The sequence below is a fragment of the Sinomonas albida genome (genome assembly GCF_004919045.1).
Classification (GTDB): domain Bacteria; phylum Actinomycetota; class Actinomycetes; order Actinomycetales; family Micrococcaceae; genus Sinomonas; species Sinomonas albida.
The window spans coordinates 35,756-55,773 of the sequence record NZ_SWDW01000008.1 but is presented as its reverse complement, the minus strand read 5'-3'; the positions used below and the strand labels follow the sequence as shown (position 1 = coordinate 55,773).

The following is a 20,018-nucleotide window of genomic DNA, read 5'->3' as shown; positions in this document are numbered from 1 at the left end:
TCCTTTGTCAAAGCTTGAAGACCCGCCGCGGCGTGCCGTCGACGATGTCCACAATGAGCTCGTGCGCTCGGGTCTTGGTGATGCGATGCTCGGCGACGAGGCGGGCCAGGAAGGAAGCCTCGATTCGGCGGGAGGTGTCGTGCCGGGCGGGGATCGAGCAGAACGCCCGAGTGTCGTCGATGAAGCCGGACGAGCGGGAGAACCCCGCCGTCTCGGTCACCGCGGAGCGGAAGCGCAGCATCGCGTCCGGAGCGTCGAGGAACCACCACGGGGCACCGATGTACACCGACGGGTAGAACCCGGCCAGCGGGGCGAGCTCGCGGGAGAACACCGTCTCGTCCAAGGTGAACAGGACGAGGTGGAAGTCCTTGGCCGTGCCGTACTCCTGCAGGAGCGCGCGCACGCCCTCCGTGTAGTTGACCGCGAACGGGATGTCGTGGCCCGTGTCGGCACCGTAGGCGGCGAACGTCGGGGTGTGGTGGTTCCGGAACGAGCCCGGGTGGATGGTCATGACGAGGCCGTCCTCGACGGACATCCGCGCCATCTCCACCATCATGTGCGCCTCGAACGCGTCGCGGTCCGCGGCGGTTCCCTCGCCCCGGCGCGCCTTCTCGAAGAGCGCCTCGGCCTCGCCCGCGGAGAGCTTGAGCGTGAGCGGGGTGCGCACGCCGTGGTCGGCCGAGACCGCGCCGTGCTCCACGAAGTAGCGTCGGCGGTTCTCGAGCGCGCGGAGGTAGCCCGCGTAGCCCGCGACGCCGTCGGACGCCTCGTCAGCGAGCCGCTCGACGCGAGCCGCCCACTCCGGGTGGGCGATGTTGATGTACGGGTCCGGACGGAACGTCGGGACCACGCGCCCCGAGAACGATTCGTCCTTGGCGAGCCGCGCGTGCGCCTCGAGCGTGTCGAGCGGATCGTCGGTCGTGGCGAGGACTTCGATGTTGAAGTCTTGGAACAGCCGCCGCGGGCGGAAGGCCGGCTCGGCAAGCTTGGCAGCGATCGCGTCGTAGGCCGCGTCGGCGTTCTCGCCGAGCGAGTCCACGATCGAGGCCGGGAGGCCGAACAGGTGCTCGAACTCCTCGCGAAGCCAGTACCCGGACGCGGTCCCGTCGAACAGCGGCCAGGCCTCGGCGAAGCGGCGCCACGCCGCGCGGGACGCCTCCTCCGACCCTCCGACGCCACCGGCAGAGCCCACGCCGAGCTCGCCCAGGGGAACGCCGGAGGCGTGGATCAGCCGGGTCACGTAGTGGTCCGGCGTCACCAAAAGGGTGGTGGGGTCCGTGAACGCGGTGTCATCGGCGATCCACTCGGCCGGGACGTGCCCGTGCGGCGACAGGATCGGGGAATGTTCGACGGCGGCGTGCAGCTCGCGCGCGATCTCTCGCGTGCCGGGGTCTGCCGGAAGGAGTCGGTCAGGGTTGGCGGCCAGAGATTCAGTCATCGTTTCTCTCTCTTCGTCTCGAGGAAGGTAGATTCGACGCCCCGGCCTCCCCCGATCCTCGACCAGTCTCCCCAACTTCCGGCGACCACGCGCGGCGCGCCGCCTTCAGCGCGCGGCGAGTTGCGCCGTCGTCCGCTGGGAAGTTGGGGAGATCGGTGGGGGAATTGGGGAGACAGGCGGGCGGCGGCTAGCGAGCCACGACGCCCGCCGCCTCGGTGACCTTCGCGAACGCGCGCGCCGCGACGCCGAACGAGTACGGGCCGCTGAAGCCGCCGGTCTCGTACGCGTAGGCCAGGTGCGGCTCGAGGGAGGCGAAGCCGGTGTACCCGCTGTCGCGGAGGGCCTCGACGGTGGTCAGGACCTCGCCGTCGCCCTCGCCCGCCGGGACGACCTTCTTCGACGAGGACACGGCGTCCTTGACCTGGAGGTAGACGACATGCGGGCGGAGCATCTCGTACGCCTCGGAGAACGGCTTGACGCCCACCTGGACGAAGTTCGCCGGGTCCCACGCGAGCTTGAGCGCCGGCGAGTCGACGGTCTCGACGATGTCGAGGACGCGCTCGGGCACGTCGCCGAAGATGTCCTTCTCGTTCTCGTGCACGAGCGTCACGCCCGTGCCCTCGGCGCGGCGGGCCAGCGCCGTCATCCGCTCGATCACCGCGTCCCGCACGTCCTCGGCCTTCTTGCCCTCGTAGTAGAAGGAGAAGATGCGGATGTACGGGGCCGCGAGGACCTCCGCCGCGCGCAGGGCGCGGTCGAGGCGCTCGACCTCGTGCTCGACCGGCAGCTCGACGTCGACCTTTCCGATCGGCGAAGCGATCGCCGACACCTTGAGGCCCGCCTCGTCGAGGACGGACTTGAGCTCGGCCAGCTGGTCCTCGGAGAGATCCACGATGTTGGTGCCCCACGCGCTGCGGACCTCGATGTGCGAGGCGCCGAGCGCGCGCATCACGGCCGCCTGGACCCGCGGGTCCGCATCAATCTCGTCGCCGAACCCGGAAAGCTCCCACTGGACTGTTTCGGTCATAGTCACTTGACTCCTCCGGACGTGAGACCGCCCACTAGATACTTCTGGAAGAACATGTAGATGAGGACCACCGGCGCGGCGCTGACGAGTGCGGCCGCCATCATCTGGCCGTACTGCGGGAGCGCACCGCCCTCCGTGGCGCTCGAGAAGATCTGCAGCGCGACGGCGGCCGTCTGGGTGTCTGGCCGGGTCATGACGGAGGCGAAGAGCACGTCATTCCAGCCGGGCAGGAAGGCGAAGATCGCGGAGACGATCAGGCCGGGCCAGCTCAGCGGAAGGATGATCCTCGTGAGCACGCCGAGGTTCGTCGCCCCGTCGATGCGGGCCGCCTCCTCGAGCTCCTTCGGCAGGCCGCGCAGGTAGGTGACCATGACCCACGTGGAGAACGGGAGGGAGAACGTCAGGTACGTGACGAACAGGCCCCACCGCGTGCCGATGACCTGGAGCCCAAGGTACGTGGCCGAGGACGAGAACAGGACGAACAGCGGCAGCACGATGAGCGTGCCGGGGATGCTCTGGAAGCCCAGGAGCAGCCGCAGGATGGTGCGGCGGCCCCGGAACTGGTAGCGGACCAGCACGAAGGCCGTGCCGATCGAGAACGCGGCCGAGACGACCGCGGTCGAGCCCGCCACGATCAGCGAGTTCATGAGGCCGTTCGCGAGGCCCACGCTCGTCCAGATCGTCGAGTAGTTGCTGAGCGTCCACGAGCTCGGCCAGAACTCGCCGGACGCGACGCCGATGTCCGAGTTAAGGCTCGCCATGGCGATGTAGACGATCGGGATCAGGACGGCGGCGCACAGCAGCACCGTGACGGTGACGAGCAGCCACGGCGGGAGCAGGCGGGTTACCTCGTTCTGCTGCGCCGATCCGGGGCGGTCGACGGCGGAGGGTTGGGTCTGGAGAGTCGGGGTGCTGACGCTCACTTGCGACCTCCCGGGGTCTCGGCGTCGTCGAGCTTGACGGCGCGCAGGTAGATGAAGAGCGGGATCGCGACGAGGATGAGCGAGACGACCGCCATGCCGGCGCTGAGGCCGAAGCGGAAGCTCTCGAAGCTCGTGGCGTACGTGAGGTACGGGAGCACCTCGATGTCATTCGGGGCCGGGAGGCCGAAGAGCACGAACGGGAGCGTGAAGTTGTTGATGTGGTTCAGCATCCCGATGAGGATCGCGAGCGAGATCGGACCCCGGAGGTACGGGAAGATCACGTAGCGGAGCTTGGTCCACCACAGCGCGCCGTCGAGGGCGGCCGCCTCGTGGACCTCGTGATCCACGCTCTGGAGGCCCGAGAGGGCAAGCAGATAGATGAACGGCCAGGATGACCAGATCTGCACGAACACGAGGACCCAGTACGTGTTCGGGCCATTGAGGAACAGCCCGGGGTCGATGCCCATGTGGTGCAGCGTGATCGAGATGACGCCACTGGGCTGGAACATCGTCCGCCACACGGTTGCCACGACGAAGCCGGGCAGGACGTACGGGATGAGGAAGATCGAGCGGACCAGGGCCCGGCCGGGGTACTTGTTCTGCGTGGCCACCGCGGCGGCGATGCCGAGCGGCAGCGTGACGATCGTCGCGAGCGCCGAGTAGGAGACGCTGAGCCAGACGGAGCGCAGGATGCCCGACTGGGTGATGGCCTCGATGTAGTTCGCAACTCCGACGAACGGCGCAGACAGCCACTGGCGGAGCGAGTACTGGTCGAGGTCCAGGAAGGAGATGTAGACACCGAGCACCAGCGGCACGACGATGACGACAATCATGAGCACGCCGCCAGGGATGAGCATCCACAGGGGGCGGTTGCGTTCGGACAGGCCGCGGCGCGTTCCGGAGCCCGGTTCGGGGTTGTTGCCGTCCGCGTCGGGGGCTGGGGCGGGGCCGGAGCCCCGGCTCGCCGCGCTAGCGGCGAGCCGGGTATCCGGGGCGGGGTTGCTTGCTGTGGTCATGATTTACCTCAGGATCCGCGAGGGCGGACTACTTGGCTCGGCTCAGCGACTGCTGCGCGCTGTTCTGCGCAGTCTTGATGCGCTGGCTCAGGTTGGAGTCGGAGACGTTCCCAGACGAGAGGTCCGGGATGCTCTGCACTACGACGTTGACGAGGGCGAGCTGGATATCGGCCCAGGCACCCGTGAACGGCGTCGCGTAGGACTTGCCCGCAGCATCCGTCACACCGGCCATGTGCGGCGCGGAACCGAACGTGGCGAGGGCTTCCTGGTTGGTCGGCAGATCACCGAACAGCTTCTGGTAGTTGATCTGCGCGTCCTTGTCCGTGACCTGCTTGAGGAAGGCCAGGGCGAGGTCCTTGTTCTTCGTGTAGGACGCGATGCCCATGTTGTCGCCCGAGAGGATCGACGCCACCGGGGTGCCGCCGTTCGGGTTCGAGCCGTTGATCGACGTCGGCATGAGCGCGTAGTCGTACTGGTCCTTGATCGCCGACTTGTCGAGGGTCACCTCGGAGCTGATCGACGTCATCGGGAAGAAGACGGACTTGCCGGACGCGAAGTTCGCGAGCGCCTGGCTGTCGGTCCAGCCGACCGACGCAGGGTCAACGACCTTGTCCTTCGTGAGCCAGCCGAAGTAGGTCTGGTACGCGTTCGTCACGGTGTCATTCGCGATGTTGGCATTCTTGCCGTCCACGAGCTTCTGGCCCTGCTGCTCGGAGAACGCCCAGATGTACTTCCACGGGGAGAAGCCGTCCTTGTAGCCCACGGACATGCCGTAGATGCCCTTGGACGGGTCGTTGACCTTCTTGGCGTCCTGCTCGAGCTCGTTCCACGTTGTCGGGGGCTTGTCGATGCCGGCGGCCTTGAGGAGGTTCTTGTTGTAGGCCATGACGAAGGGCCGGCTCGAGAACGGGACGGCGTAGAGGTGGTCCTTGTCAGGGCCGGAGATCCCGAGGGCCGACTGGTTGAACTTGGACTTGCCGCCCAGGGCGTTCCAGTCGGAGTCGCTCAGCTGGGCGAACGCCCCGGTCGCGACGGCCGTCGGGGTGAACGTGGTGCCAAGGGCGTAGATGTCAGGACCCTGGCCGGAGACGGCAGAGGTCTGGATCTTGGTGAGCTCGTCGTTGCCCGAGGAGAACGTCTCGAACTTCAGATCGGCGCCCGTGTTCTTCTTGAACGTGGCGGCCGTGTCGTCCATCCACTGCTGCTGCTGCTGCGGGAAAGTCGTGCTCTTGCCGATGAAGACATCGAGCGTCTTGCCGGCACCGTTGACGGCCCCGCCGGAGGAGTTGCCGCCAGAGGTGCCACCCCCACAGGCAGAAAGGGCGAGGGCTGCGGCCGTCGCAATGGAGGCCAGAGCGGCCTTCTTGCCAAAACGCATGAATCTCCTCCTTGAGTTGTGCGGGCGGCCGATGTGATTCAGCTCACCCCATGCATCGATAACGATGAGCTTAGGAAAAAAGGAAAACCAACGGCAAGCGATTGCCATCGGTTTGCCAAAGATGCTGCAATGGCATGCATGACCCCAGACTCCCAGTCCTCCGCCGACCGGATGCCAACCATCCGCGACATCGCGGAGATCGCCGGCGTTGCCACCTCCACGGTGTCCCGCGCACTGTCGAATCCGCAGCGCGTCAACGCGCGGACCCGGGAGAAGATCGAGCGGATCGCCTCTGAGCTGCACTATGTTCCGAGCAGTCAGGCGCGCGGGCTCAGCTCGGGGCGCACGGGAGTCATCGCCGTCCTGGTGCCCGACATCACGAACCCGTTCTTCTTCGACATCATCCGTGGCACTCAGCACCAGCTGAAGGCCTCGGGCTACACGCAGCTCCTCGTCGACACCGAGGAGGCGACCGACGTCGAGCTCGACACGCTGCGCAAGCTTCGGCGCTCGACGGACGGCGCGGTCCTCGCCGCGTCGCGCCTCACCGACCAGCAGCTCGCGGACACAGCACTGCGGCAGCCGCTCGTGACGATCAACCGGGCGACCGCGGACGCCCCCACCGTGCTCATCGACACTCCGAGCGCCGTAGTCCAGGCCCTCGAGCACCTCGCCTCTTTCGGGCACAAGTCCGTGGTCTACGCGGCAGGGCCCACGAGCTCCTGGTCCAACCACCGGCGTTGGAAGGCAATCGAGGAGGCCGCCGCGAAGCGCGGCATGACGGCCATGCGCATCGGCCCGTACGCTCCAACGGCGTTCTCAGGCGCGGCCGCGGCGGACGCCGCACTCAGCACCGGGGCTACGGCGATGATCGCCTTCAACGACCTGCTCGCCATCGGCATGCTCCAGCGGTTCCACGAGCGCGGCGTGCGCGTGCCCCTCGACGTGAGCATCGTGGGCTGCGACGACATGTTCGGCTCGGACTTCTGCAACCCGCCGCTCACCACGATCGCCTCGCCCGTGGAGCAGGCGGGCCGCGTCGCGGTCTCGATGCTCATGGCGCAGCTCGACCCGATCCACGGCGGCACCCCGCGCAAGCTCGCGGTCATGCCGACGCACCTCAAGATCCGCGCGTCGACCGGCCCCGCCCGGGGCTGACCCGACCACACCGAAGCCCCGGCCACAGCAAAGCCCCCGAGCACAGCAAAGCGGACGACGGCGGGTGCGCACCCGCCGTCGTCCGCTCACTGGCCGTCCGTTCCCGACCTTCTTCTACGCGGGAAGCCGCGACACACCGCGCGGCGCGCCGATCTCCCGCGGCTGCGCCCGCGAAAGAAGGTCAGGATGGAACGCGCCCGTCTGGCGCAGCCGTCAGCCGCGCTGCGGGAACTTGCCCTCTTCGGCGATCTTCTTGTTGAGCTCGGCGAGGAACTCGTCGTCGTCGAAGTCGATCGGCACTTCCTTGCCGGTCCACGCCGAGAGGTGGATCGCGTTCGCGAGCCGCACGCCCATGACGCCGTCGCTGCCAGGCGCGATGAGCGGGGTGCCGTCGAGGATGTTCGCCCCGAAGTTCTGGAGGACCCGCTCGTGCTGGCCGGACCACGCGTTGTCGAACTCGAGCACCTCGTGCGTGAAGTACTCCTCGGGATCGAACTCGCCGCTCGTCATCTTCCAGATCTCGCCCGGGCCGATGCTCGCGTTGATCTCCTGCTCGGAGCGCTTGTAGAGCGTCACGTCGAGGGTCTTGGCGTCCGTCACCACGATCTTGCCGCGGTCGCCTGTGATCTCGAGGCGATCGGTCCCCACGAGCTCGTGGGTCCCGGCCGAGTACGTGCCGTATGCGCCGTTGCCGTAGTCGATGACCACGAGGACCTCGTCCTCGACCTCGATGTCCCGGCGGAAGCCGAAGGTGGCCTTCGCGAAGACGCTCTTCGGCACGCCGCAGAGCCACTGCCACATGTCCAGGTTGTGCGGGGACTGGTTCACGAGGATGCCGCCGCCCTCGCCGCCCCACGTGGCGCGCCAGTCGCTCTGGTTGTAGTAGGCCTGCGGCCGGTACCAGTTGGTGTTGAGCCAGTTCGTGCGCCGGATCGCGCCGAGCTGGCCCGCGTCGAGGATCTCCTTGATCTTGCTGTACAGCGGGCTGGTCCGCTGGTTGAACATGATCGCGAACGTCAGCTCGGGCTTGGACGCCGCGACCGCGTTGAGCTCGAGGACCTGCTTCGTGTAGACGCCCGCGGGCTTGTCGACGAGCACGTGAAGGCCGTGCTCGAGGGCCTCGATGCCCATCGGCGGGTGGAAGTAGTGCGGGGCCGTGACGATGACGGCCTCGATCTCGCCGGACTCGAGCATCGCGGTGTAGTTGTCGAAGACCGTCGCGTCGGGGTGCCGTTCGGCCGCGAGCGCGCGGCGCTCGGGGTCGATGTCCATGACCGCGACGAGCTCGAGGTTCGGCACCTTCCCCTCTGCGATGCGTGCTGCGTAGCCGCTGCCCTGGTGGCCGAACCCGGCCAGGCCGAGGCGGACTTTCCTGCTCATTGCTTGCTCCTGTGTTAGGGGGTGGGAGGCTTAGAAGAGATCCTGGAACCCGAGGTTCACGAGGTTCTCGTGGGAGATCGTGAGGGCCTCGAACACGGTGCGGCCGTAGAGCCGGTCCTGCTCCACGAGCAGGTACTTCGCACCGTTCTCGATGGCGGTGGGGACGATCGTGGCGAAGTCGAGGTTGCCCTCCCCAACCTCCGCGAACTGGACGATGTCGGCGAATTCGCGCATGAAGACCTCGTGGTTGCCCTCCGCGTGCGCCTTTACGCCGGCCTCGGAGAGCGCGCCGATGCGGTAGTCCTTGAGGTGGACCATGGCCGTGCGGCCGGCGTACTTGTGGAGCGTGCGGACCGGGTCGAGGCCGCCGCGCTGGACCCAGTGGACGTCGACCTCGAGCCCCATGCTCGGTGCCTCCTCGGCGAGGATGTCCATGATGTAGCGGCCGCTCATCTTCGCGAACTCGATGTGGTGGTTGTGGTAGTACAGCGAGATGCCCTCGCCGGCGAGCGCCTGCGCGGCCTTCTCTGCGCGCTTCGCGTAGTCAACCACGCTGGCTTCGCTCTGCAGCTCGAACATCGGGGCCATGCCGATCCGGAGCATGTCCGTGCCGAGGCGCCGGCAGTCCGCGACAGTCCGGTCGACGTCGACCGCGAGCGGGTACGGGGTGGCGCCGCTCTCGCCTTCGAGCTGCGCGGAGAGTGCGGCGAACTCGACCCCGAGCTCGCCGCGGGCCCGCTCGAGTTCGGCCACGTTGGCCTGGTCCATCGGGATCTGGGAAACCTCCACCGCGCGGTAGCCGATCTCCGCCACCTTGCGGAGCGTCTCGAAGGGGCCGATCTTTTCGAAGCTCTCCCGGAGCATCATCGCCTGGACGCCGATTCTGGCCATCGCTGTTCTCCTCGTTGTTCCAGCGGCCGCGGTGACGGCCGTCACACATCTCCCACCGTAGGCAGAAGTGGCACACGATGGAAACCGTTTGCCACCAATTGCCAACCACCCCCTCCCACACCCGTCTCGGGTACAGAAACTCCCCAGCCACACCCATCTCGGGTACAGAAACTCTCCACCCACACCATCTCGGGTACAGAAACTCCCCACCCCACACCATCTCGGGTACAGAAACTCCCCACCCCACACCATTTCGGGTGCCGATGATCTGTACCCGAAACGCTCCTGAGCGGCAGTATCTGTACCCGAAACGTAGAGGGGGGCGGGGGGTGGCGCGCCCGCCTAGACCCAGTTCCCGGGCGCGTACGAGGACGCGTACACGTCCTTGATGAGCCGCAACGAGGCCGTCGCCTCCTCGGCCCCGATCCAGAACGGCCGCTCCGCGCCCAGCGATGCGTAGAAGTCCGCGATGAGGAGGCGGTGCGACGCGCCCCAATAGCTCCGCTCGCCCGCGAGGACCCCCGCCTCGGCGATCACGTCCACGCGCCCGTCCGCATATCGCACCGTGAGCTCGCCGCGCAGGCTCAAGGCGGCGCCCTCCGTGACGATGTCGAGCGTCACGGGCGCGTTGATCCCGTTCGCGTTCGTCGCGTAGAAGACCGACCGCACTCGCCCGCCGTCGGCCGTCGTGTGCTCAAGGAGGAGGTCCGCCGTGTCCTCGACCTCGATCGCCCCCGCGAGCGCGCGCGTCGACGCGGCGCCGCCCACCATGACGGCCGGCCCGACGAGCCACTGGAGCAGGTCGAGCGTGTGGATCGCCTGGTTCATGAGAAGCCCGCCGCCGCTGCCAGCCCAGGTGGCCCGCCACGGGCGCGCCGCGTAGTACTCGGGGGTCCGGTGCCACATGACGGTCGCGTTCGCCCCGAGGATCCGCCCGAGGCTCCCTGAATCCAGCAGCTCACGGAGCGCGAGGACGGGCGCGTTGTACCGATTCTGGAAGCACACCCCGAGCTGGGTCCCGCGCTCGGCGAACGCGGCGCGGGACGCCTCGGCGAGCGCCTCGGCGTCGGCGAGCGTGTGGGCCACGGGCTTTTCCGTGAGCACGTTGACGCCGCGGGCGAGGGCCTCCTGGGCGAGCAGCGCGTGGGTGTTGTGCGGCGTGCACAGATGCACGACGTCGATGCCTCCTGCCGCGAGCAGCTCGCCGAGGCTTGCGTACCCCGGGACGCCGTGCGCCGCGGAGGCGGCCGCCCTGCGGTCCGCGTCTGTGTCGACGACACCAGCGAGTTCAACGCCGTCGAGCGTCTCGATAGCCCCGAAATGCTGGGCGGAGATGTCGCCGCAGCCAACGACGGCGGCCCTCCTCACCACGGGTTCGGGCTGCGCAGGCTTGGGTGACACGTCAACGGGCACCTCTTCAACCTAGTGAGTCACGCCACGGCAAGGCAATCGCTTGCCATCTTTGCCATGCCCGAAGTGGACCGGCCGGGGCGGAATCCTAGGACTCATCGATGCGGTCGAGCAGGTCCCCGAGGGCCTTCCGGATGTCGTCGTGGTTGTACTGGCTTGCGCGGCTCTCACCCGAGATGACCGCGCAACGGTGCACCTTCTTGAGGTCGCCGAAGGGGAACTTGTAGTACCCCTTCTGGCCCTCGGAGAACTCATCGTCGACTCCGAGGAACCACAGGCCGTATTCGTGCGGCCCGTTCGAGTCCAAGAACTTGTTGAGCACGTCATTGCTCGGTGCATGCTCGCTCCAGTCGTCGCGGCTGTCGCGTTCGACTTTCCCCTCGCGCACGAGCGCCTTCGCGTGGTCAAAGGCCTTCTGGTTCAGCTTGACGGTCACTGACTTGTCCTCTCGCGAGTCGGTCTGGTCCGTCTTTCCAGCGTAGGAGCCGCGCCGCGCACCGTGAAGGGCTCCAACCACGCGTGGCGAAGTTCCGGCCTAACGGTGCGTCTCTCCGCTCTCCGTGTCGAGGAGCGGGAGCTCGTCGCGCCGCGGGAGGCCTTCCCAGTCGCCGTGGCTGCCCACGGCGAACGCCCCGAGCGCGGTCCCGCGGCGCAGCCGGCCCGCGACGTCAAGGTGGTCGAGCCGCGCGGAGAGGTAGCCGGCGGTGAACGCGTCGCCGGCGCCCACCGTGTCCCGCACGGAGACGGCGAACGCGGGGGCCTCAACCCGGCCGTCAGCGGTGTAGGCCGCGGCACCGCGCGAGCCGAGCTTCACCACGACGTCCTCGGCGCCGGCCGCGAGCAGCTCAGAGGCCGCGCCGTCCACGGAGCTCGCGGCGCCCGACGGCGCAACCAGACCGAGCTCGTCCTCAGAGCCGATCACCACAGCGGCGCCCTCGGCGAGCCACGGGAGAACGGTCTCCGCCTCCGAAGAGGACCAGAGCTTGCTGCGAAAGTTCACGTCGAGTGAGAACGGAATGCTGCGGTCGCGGCAGATCTGCGCGGCGTGGAGCGTCGCGGCCCGCGCGCCCTCCGAGAGCGCGGGCGTGATCCCCGTGAGGTGCAGCCAGGCGACGTCGCGGTCGAGGATGCGGTCCACGTCATGCATGCCGAGCGCTGCGCCCGCGGCGCCCTGGCGGTGATAGAAGACCCGCGAGACGTCCGGCGTGCGCGCCTCGAGGAACATGACGGCGGTGGGCAGCGTGGCGCGCCGCACGCCGGCCGTGTCGACGTTCTCCGCGGCAAGCGAGCGCAGCACGAACGTGCCGAGCTCGTCGTCGCCGATCACGCCCGCCCACGACGCCGCGTGCCCGAGCCGCGCGAGCCCCACCGCGACGTTGAGCTCGGCGCCCGCGGCGTGCATGGAGAGCGGCCCGCCGAGCGCGAGCGGCGCGGCGGCGCGCAGCGACACGAGCGCCTCGCCGAGCGAGAGGACGACGCCGGTCATCGCCCAGCCTCGCTGCTCGCCTGGGTCTCCGACTCGGCGCGCGCTCCAGCGCCGCGGGCGGCCGCCGCGACGAAGGCCCGCGCGCGCTCGGCGAGCGCCTCGAGGTCGCCGCCGCGGGCCGCGTCCCCGACGAGCGGGCCGCCCACGCCGAGGCCCACGGCCCCTGCCGCAAGATACTCGGGCAGCTGGGCGAGCCCGACGCCGCCGACCGCGAGGAGCGGGATGTCCGGGAACGGGTCGTGCACGGCCTTGAAGTAGCCGGGTCCGACGGCGGAGGCCGGGAAGACCTTGACGGCCGCGGCTCCCGCGCGCCACGCCTCGCGCACCTCGGTCGGAGTGAACGCGCCGGCAAGGACCGGAAGCCCGCGGTCCACGGCGTACGCGACGGACTCCGTCACCGCAGGGGTGACCACGAAATGCGCGCCCGCGGCGGCGACCGCATCGACGTCGTCCTCGGTCAGCACGGTCCCCGCCCCGAGGTAGGAGCCCTCGGGCAGACCCGGGGCGAGCTCCGCGATCGCGTCGAGCGCGCCCGGGGTGGTGAGCGCGATCTCGACGAGCCTCACGCCCGCATCGAACAGCACGCGCGCCGCCGCGACTGCGCTCTGGGGCGTATCGCCGCGGATGATCGCGACAAGGCGCGTCTCCGAGAGGATCTGCAGGAGATTTGCCGAGTCCAACTGGCCCATAGTCACTTTCCTATCACCGACGTCCGTTTTGCTGTACCGCTCACTGCTCTGGATTCCGACCGCGCTCCGGATTCCGGCCGCGCCTCGCCCGCGCCCCGCGCCCCGGCTCACCACTCGGCGAACGAGCCGTCGGCGTGCCGCCACACGGGTCCGCGCCACGCGTGGCCCCGCGCGTCGGCGGCGCGCACGGCCGCCTCGTCGACCTCGATGCCGAGGCCCGGCGCGGTGAGCCGCTCGATGCAGCCGTCCACGAAGCGGAGCGGCGTCTTGTCCACCACGTAGTCGAGCACCTCGGCACCCTTGTTGTAGTGGATGCCGATGCTCTGCTCCTGGATGAGGTAGTTCGGGGTCGCAAAGCCGACTTGCAGGCACGCCGCGAGCGAGATGGGGCCGAGGGGGCAGTGCGGGGCGAGCTGGACGTCGAACGTCTCGGCGAGGGCCGCGATCTTCCGCACCTCGGTGATGCCGCCCGCGTGGCTCAGGTCCGGCTGCGCGACGGCAATCCCGGCCTGCAGCACGGGCAGGAACTCCTGCCGCGAGTAGAGCCGCTCGCCCGTCGCGATGGGGATGGTGGTGGATTCCGCGATGCGCCCGATGAGGTGCGAGTTCTCCGGCACCACGGGCTCCTCGAGGAAGAACGGATGAAGGTCCGCGAGCAGGGAGGCGGCACGGCGCGCCGTGGCGAGCGTGAAGCGGCCGTGGAAGTCCACGGCGACGTCGCGGTCCGGGCCGAGGACCTCGCGCGCGGCGGCAACGCGGCGCACCACGCCGTCGAGCTCCGCGACGCTCCCGTTGGGGGACATCTTCCCCGAGGCGTTCATCTTGACGGCGGTGAGGCCCACCTCGACCTGGGCCGCGATCGCATCCGCGACCTCGTTCGGCTCGTCGCCGCCCACCCAGCCGTACACCCGGATGCGGTCGCGCACCGGCCCGCCGAGGAGCTGGTGCACGGGCGCGCCGAAGTGCTTGCCGGCGATGTCCCACAGCGCCTGGTCGAGGCCCGCGACCGCGCTCGCGAGGATCGGGCCGCCACGGTAGAACGAGCCCTTCGTGAGGACCTGCCAGTGATCCTCGATGCGCAGGGGGTCCTGCCCGATGAGCAGCTCGCCGAGCTGGTCGATGGCCGTGCGGACCGTCTCGGAGCGACCCTCGCACGTCGCCTCGCCCCAGCCCACCACGCCCGTGTCCGTCTCGAGACGCACGAACAGCCAGCGGGGCGGGACGAGGAAGGTCTCGATGCGGGTGATTTTCACGGTCTTCAGTCCTTCGCGACGGATCGGTGATTTGTAGTACTTATTCGTGATGGTAGCGAGTTAAGTCTTATCTAGCCACTACCATGGACGGTATGACGAAGGCCCCCGAGGCGTCACCCGCAGCCTCCCGACGGCACACTGAGGTGCTCGACGCCCTAGGCGCGGCGATCTGCTCGGGCGAGCTCGCGCCGTCGTCCGTCCTGCTGTCCGACGAACTCGAGGCGCGCTTCAAGGTGTCTCGCACGCTCGTGCGCGAGGTTCTCCGCGTGCTCTCCTCGCTCGGGCTGATCGCGCCGCGCCGCCGGACCGGAACGGTAGTGCTGCCCGAATCGGAATGGGACGCGTTCAGCCCTCAGGTGATCCGCTGGAAGCTCGCCTCGCCGCACCGCGTCGCGCAGCTGCAGGAGCTCACGGAGCTCCGCCGCGCCGTCGAACCCCTAGCAGCCCAGCTCGCCGCCGAGCGGGCTGGGGACGCCGCGCGGGCCGAGATCGTGCGGCTCTCCGCGGCCATGTGGGCCGCGGGCACCACCGAGAACACCGAGGAGTTCGTCGAGCTCGACATCGCGTTCCACCACGCGGTCCTCGCGGCGAGCGGAAACGGCATGTTCGGCAAGCTCAACCGTGTCACGGAGGAGGTCCTGGCCGGGCGCGTCCACCACGGGCTCATGCCCCCGCACCTCGACCGCTCGGCGCTCGAGGGCCACCTCGAGGTCGCGGCCGCAATCCAGCGGGGGGACGGGCCAGCGGCGCGCGCCGGCATGGAGCGGCTCGTGGTGCGCTCCGTGAACGAGATGTCGCACCTGTGGACCCGGCCCGAGCCGTCCACCGAGACGCAACCCTCAGGAAACATGCCTGAAGTACGCTAGCCCCATGCGCGAACTTCAGGCGAAGATCATCGACGAGATGGGCGTCAAGCCGCAGATCGACCCCGCAGAAGAAGTAGAGGCGAGGGTCGCGTTCCTCAAGGACTACCTCCGGGCCACCGGGGCAAAGGGCTTCGTGCTCGGGATCAGCGGCGGTCTCGATTCCTCGCTCGCGGGCCGCCTCGCGCAGCTCGCCGTCGAATCCCTCGCCGAGGACGGCATCGAGGCGGACTTCATTGCGGTGCGGCTCCCCCACGGCGTCCAGCACGACGAGGACGACGCGCGGGCCGCGCTCGAGTTCGTGCGCGCCAAGTCGGAGTGGATGTTCAACGTCAAGGCGGCCGTGGACGGCTTCGAGTCCGAATACCGCCGGACATCCGACGAAGATCTCAGCGACTTCGTCCGCGGCAACACCAAGGCCCGCTCGCGCATGATCGCGCAGTACATGATCGCGGGCGAGCGCAATCTCCTGGTGATCGGCACCGACCACGGCGCCGAGTCGGTCACGGGCTTCTTCACCAAGTTCGGCGACGGCGGAGCGGACATCCTGCCCCTCTTCGGCCTGAACAAGCGCCAGAACCGCCAGCTGCTGCAGCACCTCGGCGCCCCCGAGCGGATCTGGCAGAAGGTGCCCACGGCGGACCTCCTCGACCTCCAGCCCGGCCGCACCGACGAGCACGAGCTCGGCATCACCTACGAGGAGATCGATGATTACCTCGAGGGCAGGGACGTCCCGGACAGCGTCGCGGAGGCGATCGAGCGCCGCTTCCTCATCACGCGCCACAAGCGCGCCACCCCGGTCACGCGCTTCGACACGTGGTGGCACGAGGGTGCGACCGCCTGGTCGAAGTAACCCCAGATCAATCCGGAAGCCGAGGCACCTCACGGTGCCGACTGGCTGCTGGATTGATAGCGTGGGCAGCGTGAAGATCGCCACCTGGAACGTGAACTCCCTCCGCGCCCGCGCCGACCGCGTGGAGAGCTGGCTGCTGCGCAGCGACATCGACGTCCTGGCGATGCAGGAGACCAAGTGCCGGGACGACAACTTCCCGTGGGAGCTCTTCGAGCGCAACGGGTACGAGGTTGCGCATTTCGGCCTGAGCCAGTGGAACGGCGTGGCGATCGCCTCCCGGGTGGGGCTCGACGACGTCTCGCGCACGTTCCCTGACCAGCCCACGTTCGGCAAGGGCGGGGTCGAGGCTGAGCAGGAGGCTCGTGCCATTGGCGCCACGTGCGGCGGGGTGCGGGTCTGGTCGCTTTACGTGCCGAACGGGCGCGCGCTCGACGACGAGCACATGCCCTACAAGCTCGAATGGCTCGCGACGCTCAACAAGCACGCCTCCGAATGGCTCGCCCAGGACCCCAAGGCGCAGATCGCGCTCGTGGGCGACTGGAACATCGCGCCCCTCGACGAGGACGTCTGGGACATCGACCTCTTCCGCGCAGAGGGCTGGACGCATGTGAGCGAGCCCGAGCGCGAGGCCTTCCGGGCCTTCGAGGCGAGCGGCTTCACGGACGCCGCGCGCCGCTACACTCCGGGACCCGGCGTGTACACGTACTGGGATTACAAGCAGCTGCGCTTCCCGAAGAAGGAGGGCATGAGGATCGACTTCGTGCTCGCCTCGCCGGCGCTCGAGGCGCGCGTGGTGGGCGCGCACTTCGACCGTGAGGAGCGCAAGGGCAAGGGCGCGTCCGATCATGCTCCCGTGGTGGTGGAGCTTGCGGACGGCGCGTGAGCTCGGCGCCGCGGACGACGGCGGGTGGCTGAGTTGAGCGACCCTCAGGGCTTCGCGGGGCGGCCCCTTTCATCACACCTCCGCGTGTACGAACCGCTTGAGGCGTTCAGCTCCCACGAGCGCGACCGGCTCAAGTCTGGGCTGCGGCCCAAGGGCGGCCGCGAGGCGCTGGACACCGCCGAGTCCGACGCCGCGTTGGACCGCATCGTGAGCGCCTCGGGCGACCCGTTCCCGGGCGATTCGGCCGAGTTCACCCGGTCTTTGACGGTCAACGGGACCACGCTGTACTGCCCGAGCCAGCTCGTGCTGCGCTCGGGTCTCGCGGCCGAATCCGTGATCAGCACGGCGCCGCGCATCCTGGCCGAGCTCATGCTCCCGGAGGAGGCCCGCGAACGGCACCAGCAGCGCGTGGACCGGATCGCGGCGGAGTCCACCTCGCCGCGCATCAACACGCGCGAATCCCTGTGGGGCATCCCGTTCAGCTGGTTCGTGCTGTTCCAGGAGTCGGACCCGACCGAGCTCGTCGAGGCCGGGGACCACCTGCGGACCGTCCGTATGGTCGCACCGTGGTCGAAGGCGATCAGCCGGGCGCGCTTCGCCGTGGCCAATCTCGCTCTCGCCGCCCCGGACATGAGCATGCTCGACGAGCTCACGACGCTCACGGAGTGGCTCGAGGAGTTCAATCCCGAATCGGCCATCGAGCTGGACTATGGCAAAGTCGCTGACCGCGTGTACCCGGACGAATCGTGCCTCGACGTGAGGCTCGGGATCGAATGCCTCGCGGAGGGGGACATGACCGGGGCCGCCGCCGCGTACCGCCGGCTGGCCTCGAGGTGGATCCCGATCCGCCAGCTCGCCCGCGCCTCCTGACTCACGTCTCGGGTACAGATACCACCCCACCCAACACGTCTCGGGTACAGATACCACCCCACCCAACACCTCTCGGGTACAGATACCACCCCACCCAACACGTCTCGGGTACAGATACCACCCCACCCAACACGTCTCGGGTACAGATGATCTGTACCCGAAGCGGCTAGGGGACGGAGTTGGCGTACCCGAAACGGCTAGACGGCCCAGTTGGCGTACCCGAAACGGCTAGAGGACGGAGTTGGCGTACCCGAGACTCATCTGTAGGCGAGGCGGCTGTAGGGCGGCGCTGTCGACTCCCGGACCACGAGGCGCTGCTCCGCATTCTCGGGATGCACAGCCCCCTCGTCTCCGCCCAGTTCAGCGAGGAGCATCTGAGTCCCCCGTCGGGCCTGCGCGGTCGGGTCCTGCCACACGGTGGTGAGCCCGACGGCCGCACCCATTTCGTGGCCGTCGATCCCCACGACCGACAGCTCCGCGGGAATTCGGATGCCCTGCCGCCGCGCCTCGAAGATGACGCCGAGCGCCATCTCATCCGAGGCGCACACGATCGCGGTCGGCCGGGGCCGCGGGAGCTCCATGAAGCGGCGCATCGCCTCGACGCCGCTCTCCACGGTGAAGTTGCCGAAGAGGGCTGTGTCGGGATCGAACTCGAGGCCCGCGCGATGCACGGCGTCGTGGAAGCCCTCGACGCGGATCCGCGGCACGCTGAAGTTGAGGTCCGAATCGTCCTGACCGTGGAGGAGCGCGATGTGACGGTGGCCCAGGCCGATGAGGTGCTCGGTAATGGTCCGAGCCGCGAGGTAGTCATCGATGCCAACGTTGGAACACCCTGGCACCGGGCCCCCGACCACAACGAGCGGCATTTCGATCTTGTGGAGGTCGTCGATCTCCTCCGGGTGCAGGTACATGCAGATGAGCAGGAGCGCGTCGATCTGCTTGTGCACCATGGACTTGCTGAAGAGCCGTTCGCGCGGCTGCGTGCGCCCGCCGAGATTGAAGAGCGAGAGGTTGTAGCCGCGCCCGTGCAGTTCGCGGTCCACGCCGTCGATCGCCTTGCCGAAGAACCAGCGGTCCACGTAGGGCGAGAGCACGCCGATGGTCCTGGTCTTGCCTGACGCAAGCCGCGAGGCCGCGGAGGAGGGGACGTACCCCAGTTCCTTTGCCGTCGCCAGGATCTTGTCCCGCGTCCTCGGAGACACACGGGGCAGCCCACGGATAGCTCTCGAGACCGTTGCCGTCGACACCCCCGCTGCTGCGGCGACGTCCTCGATCCCGACCATATTCCCTCCGTGTTCCCGGCCCCAGCGCCGGCGAGGCGTACGCCGGACTTACTGCTCGGCGTCGTCCGTGTGCCGCCGGAGAACCCTGCGTCTCAGCGCCCAGAGCCCGCCCATGGCGGCAAGCACCGCGGCAAGCCCGAGCGCCCACCACAGCGCCGACTGCCCGGTCATCTCGAGCCACACCGTCACCACGAAGAGGACGAGCGCCCAGAAGCCCAGGAAACCGACGAAGATCTCAAACTGCTCAACCACGGCCCGTCTCGGGCCGGAGGAGAGACGGTACGCCTCTCCTCCGACCGAGAACGGATCCCACGGTCGGCGGCGTGCCTCCCCTGTCACTTCACCGCGCCCGCGGTGAGTCCCGCGACAATCTTCCGCTGGAAGACCAGCACCAAGATCACCAAGGGGACCGTCACGATCGTACCTGCCGCCATGACGGCCGTGTACGGCTCCTGGTGTGGCTGCGCGCCAGCGAAGTACGCGATCGCAACAGTCACCGGACGGGTTGCGTCCGAGGACAGCTGGCTCGCGATGAGGAACTCGTTCCAGGCCCCGATGAAGGCCAGGATCGCGGTGGTAAACGTGGCGGGTGCGGCGAGCGGAAGGATGATCTTCCGGAACGCCTGGCCCTGAGTGCACCCGTCGATGCGTGCCGACTCCTCAAGCTCCCAGGGCATCTCACGGAAGAACGAAGTCAACGTGTACACCGTGAGGGGAAGCGTGAAGGAGATGTCGGGGATGATCATCGCCTGATAGCTCCCCATCCAGCCGATGTTGGTGAAAAGCTGGAAGAGAGGCGTCACGAGCGCGACGCCCGGGAACATCGAGGCGCCGAGAATGAACCCCATCACGGCGAACTTGAACCGGAAGTTCAGTCGCGCCAGAGCATAGGCCGCGAAGACGCCGACCACGAGGGCGACGACCGTGGTCACGCCCGCCACGATGAGGCTGTTGAGCAGGTTCCGGCCGAAGTGGTTGCCGAGACTTTCGTCGAACACCGTGGCGAAGTTGTCCCACGTGACGTGGGTTGGCCAGAAGCTCGAATCGAACGTGAAGGCGGTGTCCCGGAAAGCCGTCACGATCATCCAGTAGGCCGGTAGGAGGCACCAAACGAGGATGATCAGGGCCGAGATGTAGGTACGGACCTGGCCCCAGTCGAAGCGCTTGCGGCGAGCAGGCGCCGTTGCGGTGCGCGGGAGCGTTGCGGTGGCGGCCAT

20 protein-coding genes are annotated in these 20,018 nt (G+C 68.4%); 5 read left to right on the top strand and 15 right to left on the bottom strand.

The window, feature by feature from the left end; translation table 11 throughout:
• Window positions 1-7: 7 nt before the first annotated feature.
• From uxaC to E6A26_RS09520, 5 genes are all read right to left on the bottom strand, one after another.
• A complete protein-coding gene (gene uxaC, locus E6A26_RS09540) occupies window positions 8-1,438 on the bottom strand; it encodes a glucuronate isomerase (RefSeq protein ID WP_136610964.1) in 1,431 nt (476 codons plus the stop codon).
• Between the two features lie 187 nt (window positions 1,439-1,625).
• On the bottom strand, window positions 1,626-2,465 hold the full coding sequence (locus tag E6A26_RS09535) for a sugar phosphate isomerase/epimerase family protein (protein ID WP_136610963.1): 840 nt from the start codon (window positions 2,463-2,465) through the stop codon (window positions 1,626-1,628).
• Between the two features lie 2 nt (window positions 2,466-2,467).
• A complete protein-coding gene (locus E6A26_RS09530) occupies window positions 2,468-3,388 on the bottom strand; it encodes a carbohydrate ABC transporter permease (RefSeq protein ID WP_136610962.1) in 921 nt (306 codons plus the stop codon).
• Complete coding sequence (locus E6A26_RS09525) at window positions 3,385-4,404, bottom strand: carbohydrate ABC transporter permease (protein ID WP_136610961.1); 1,020 nt, start codon at window positions 4,402-4,404, stop codon at window positions 3,385-3,387. The genes E6A26_RS09530 and E6A26_RS09525 overlap by 4 nt, the downstream gene beginning before the upstream one ends.
• 28 nt (window positions 4,405-4,432) lie before the next feature.
• Window positions 4,433-5,782: an ABC transporter substrate-binding protein gene (locus tag E6A26_RS09520; RefSeq protein ID WP_136610960.1), complete on the bottom strand. Its 1,350-nt coding sequence runs from the start codon at window positions 5,780-5,782 to the stop codon at window positions 4,433-4,435.
• 138 nt (window positions 5,783-5,920) lie between these two features.
• Between E6A26_RS09520 and E6A26_RS09515 the strand changes: the two genes are divergently transcribed.
• Window positions 5,921-6,940: a LacI family DNA-binding transcriptional regulator gene (locus tag E6A26_RS09515; RefSeq protein ID WP_136610959.1), complete on the top strand. Its 1,020-nt coding sequence runs from the start codon at window positions 5,921-5,923 to the stop codon at window positions 6,938-6,940.
• A 213-nt stretch (window positions 6,941-7,153) separates the two neighbouring features.
• Here the strand turns inward: E6A26_RS09515 and E6A26_RS09510 are convergent, their stop codons facing one another.
• The 7 genes from E6A26_RS09510 to dgoD all read right to left on the bottom strand — a co-directional run bounded on the left by E6A26_RS09510 (window position 7,154) and on the right by dgoD (window position 14,049).
• The gene (locus E6A26_RS09510; RefSeq protein ID WP_136610958.1) at window positions 7,154-8,320 is read right to left on the bottom strand and encodes a Gfo/Idh/MocA family protein; all 1,167 of its coding nucleotides are present in this window, start codon (window positions 8,318-8,320) and stop codon (window positions 7,154-7,156) included.
• Between the two features lie 30 nt (window positions 8,321-8,350).
• Window positions 8,351-9,211, bottom strand: a complete 861-nt coding sequence (locus tag E6A26_RS09505; RefSeq protein WP_234865296.1) for a sugar phosphate isomerase/epimerase family protein — start codon at window positions 9,209-9,211, stop codon at window positions 8,351-8,353.
• A gap of 342 nt (window positions 9,212-9,553) precedes the next feature.
• Window positions 9,554-10,612 (bottom strand): Gfo/Idh/MocA family protein, encoded by a 1,059-nt coding sequence (locus E6A26_RS09500; protein WP_234865294.1) that lies wholly within the window; start codon window positions 10,610-10,612, stop codon window positions 9,554-9,556.
• Window positions 10,613-10,709: 97 nt separating this feature from the next.
• Window positions 10,710-11,057 carry a hypothetical protein gene (locus E6A26_RS09495; RefSeq protein WP_136610957.1) on the bottom strand — a complete coding sequence of 116 codons (348 nt, stop codon included), beginning with the start codon at window positions 11,055-11,057 and terminating at the stop codon, window positions 10,710-10,712.
• Between the two features lie 99 nt (window positions 11,058-11,156).
• Entirely contained in the window at window positions 11,157-12,107 is a 951-nt protein-coding gene (locus E6A26_RS09490) for a sugar kinase (protein WP_136610956.1), read from the bottom strand.
• Complete coding sequence (locus E6A26_RS09485; protein ID WP_136610955.1) at window positions 12,104-12,796, bottom strand: bifunctional 4-hydroxy-2-oxoglutarate aldolase/2-dehydro-3-deoxy-phosphogluconate aldolase; 693 nt, start codon at window positions 12,794-12,796, stop codon at window positions 12,104-12,106. Before E6A26_RS09485 ends, E6A26_RS09490 begins: the two co-directional genes overlap by 4 nt.
• Before the next feature lie 107 nt (window positions 12,797-12,903).
• The gene (gene dgoD / locus E6A26_RS09480; protein ID WP_136610954.1) at window positions 12,904-14,049 is read right to left on the bottom strand and encodes a galactonate dehydratase; all 1,146 of its coding nucleotides are present in this window, start codon (window positions 14,047-14,049) and stop codon (window positions 12,904-12,906) included.
• A 92-nt stretch (window positions 14,050-14,141) separates the two neighbouring features.
• Between dgoD and E6A26_RS09475 the strand changes: the two genes are divergently transcribed.
• The 4 genes from E6A26_RS09475 (at window position 14,142) to E6A26_RS09460 (ending at window position 17,518) form a co-directional block, all read left to right on the top strand.
• The gene (locus tag E6A26_RS09475; RefSeq protein ID WP_136610953.1) at window positions 14,142-14,915 is read left to right on the top strand and encodes a FadR/GntR family transcriptional regulator; all 774 of its coding nucleotides are present in this window, start codon (window positions 14,142-14,144) and stop codon (window positions 14,913-14,915) included.
• Window positions 14,916-14,919: 4 nt separating this feature from the next.
• Entirely contained in the window at window positions 14,920-15,765 is an 846-nt protein-coding gene (gene nadE, locus E6A26_RS09470) for an ammonia-dependent NAD(+) synthetase (RefSeq protein WP_136610952.1), read from the top strand.
• A 70-nt stretch (window positions 15,766-15,835) separates the two neighbouring features.
• Complete coding sequence (locus tag E6A26_RS09465) at window positions 15,836-16,648, top strand: exodeoxyribonuclease III (protein WP_136610951.1); 813 nt, start codon at window positions 15,836-15,838, stop codon at window positions 16,646-16,648.
• Window positions 16,649-16,672: 24 nt separating this feature from the next.
• Window positions 16,673-17,518 carry a hypothetical protein gene (locus tag E6A26_RS09460; protein ID WP_234865292.1) on the top strand — a complete coding sequence of 282 codons (846 nt, stop codon included), beginning with the start codon at window positions 16,673-16,675 and terminating at the stop codon, window positions 17,516-17,518.
• Between the two features lie 257 nt (window positions 17,519-17,775).
• On the opposite strand, the gene E6A26_RS09455 is transcribed toward E6A26_RS09460, so the two are convergent.
• From E6A26_RS09455 to E6A26_RS09445, 3 genes are all read right to left on the bottom strand, one after another.
• Window positions 17,776-18,801, bottom strand: a complete 1,026-nt coding sequence (locus E6A26_RS09455; RefSeq protein WP_136610950.1) for a LacI family DNA-binding transcriptional regulator — start codon at window positions 18,799-18,801, stop codon at window positions 17,776-17,778.
• Between the two features lie 48 nt (window positions 18,802-18,849).
• The gene (locus tag E6A26_RS09450) at window positions 18,850-19,053 is read right to left on the bottom strand and encodes a hypothetical protein (protein WP_136610949.1); all 204 of its coding nucleotides are present in this window, start codon (window positions 19,051-19,053) and stop codon (window positions 18,850-18,852) included.
• Between the two features lie 83 nt (window positions 19,054-19,136).
• Window positions 19,137-20,018 (bottom strand): carbohydrate ABC transporter permease, encoded by an 882-nt coding sequence (locus tag E6A26_RS09445; protein ID WP_136610948.1) that lies wholly within the window; start codon window positions 20,016-20,018, stop codon window positions 19,137-19,139.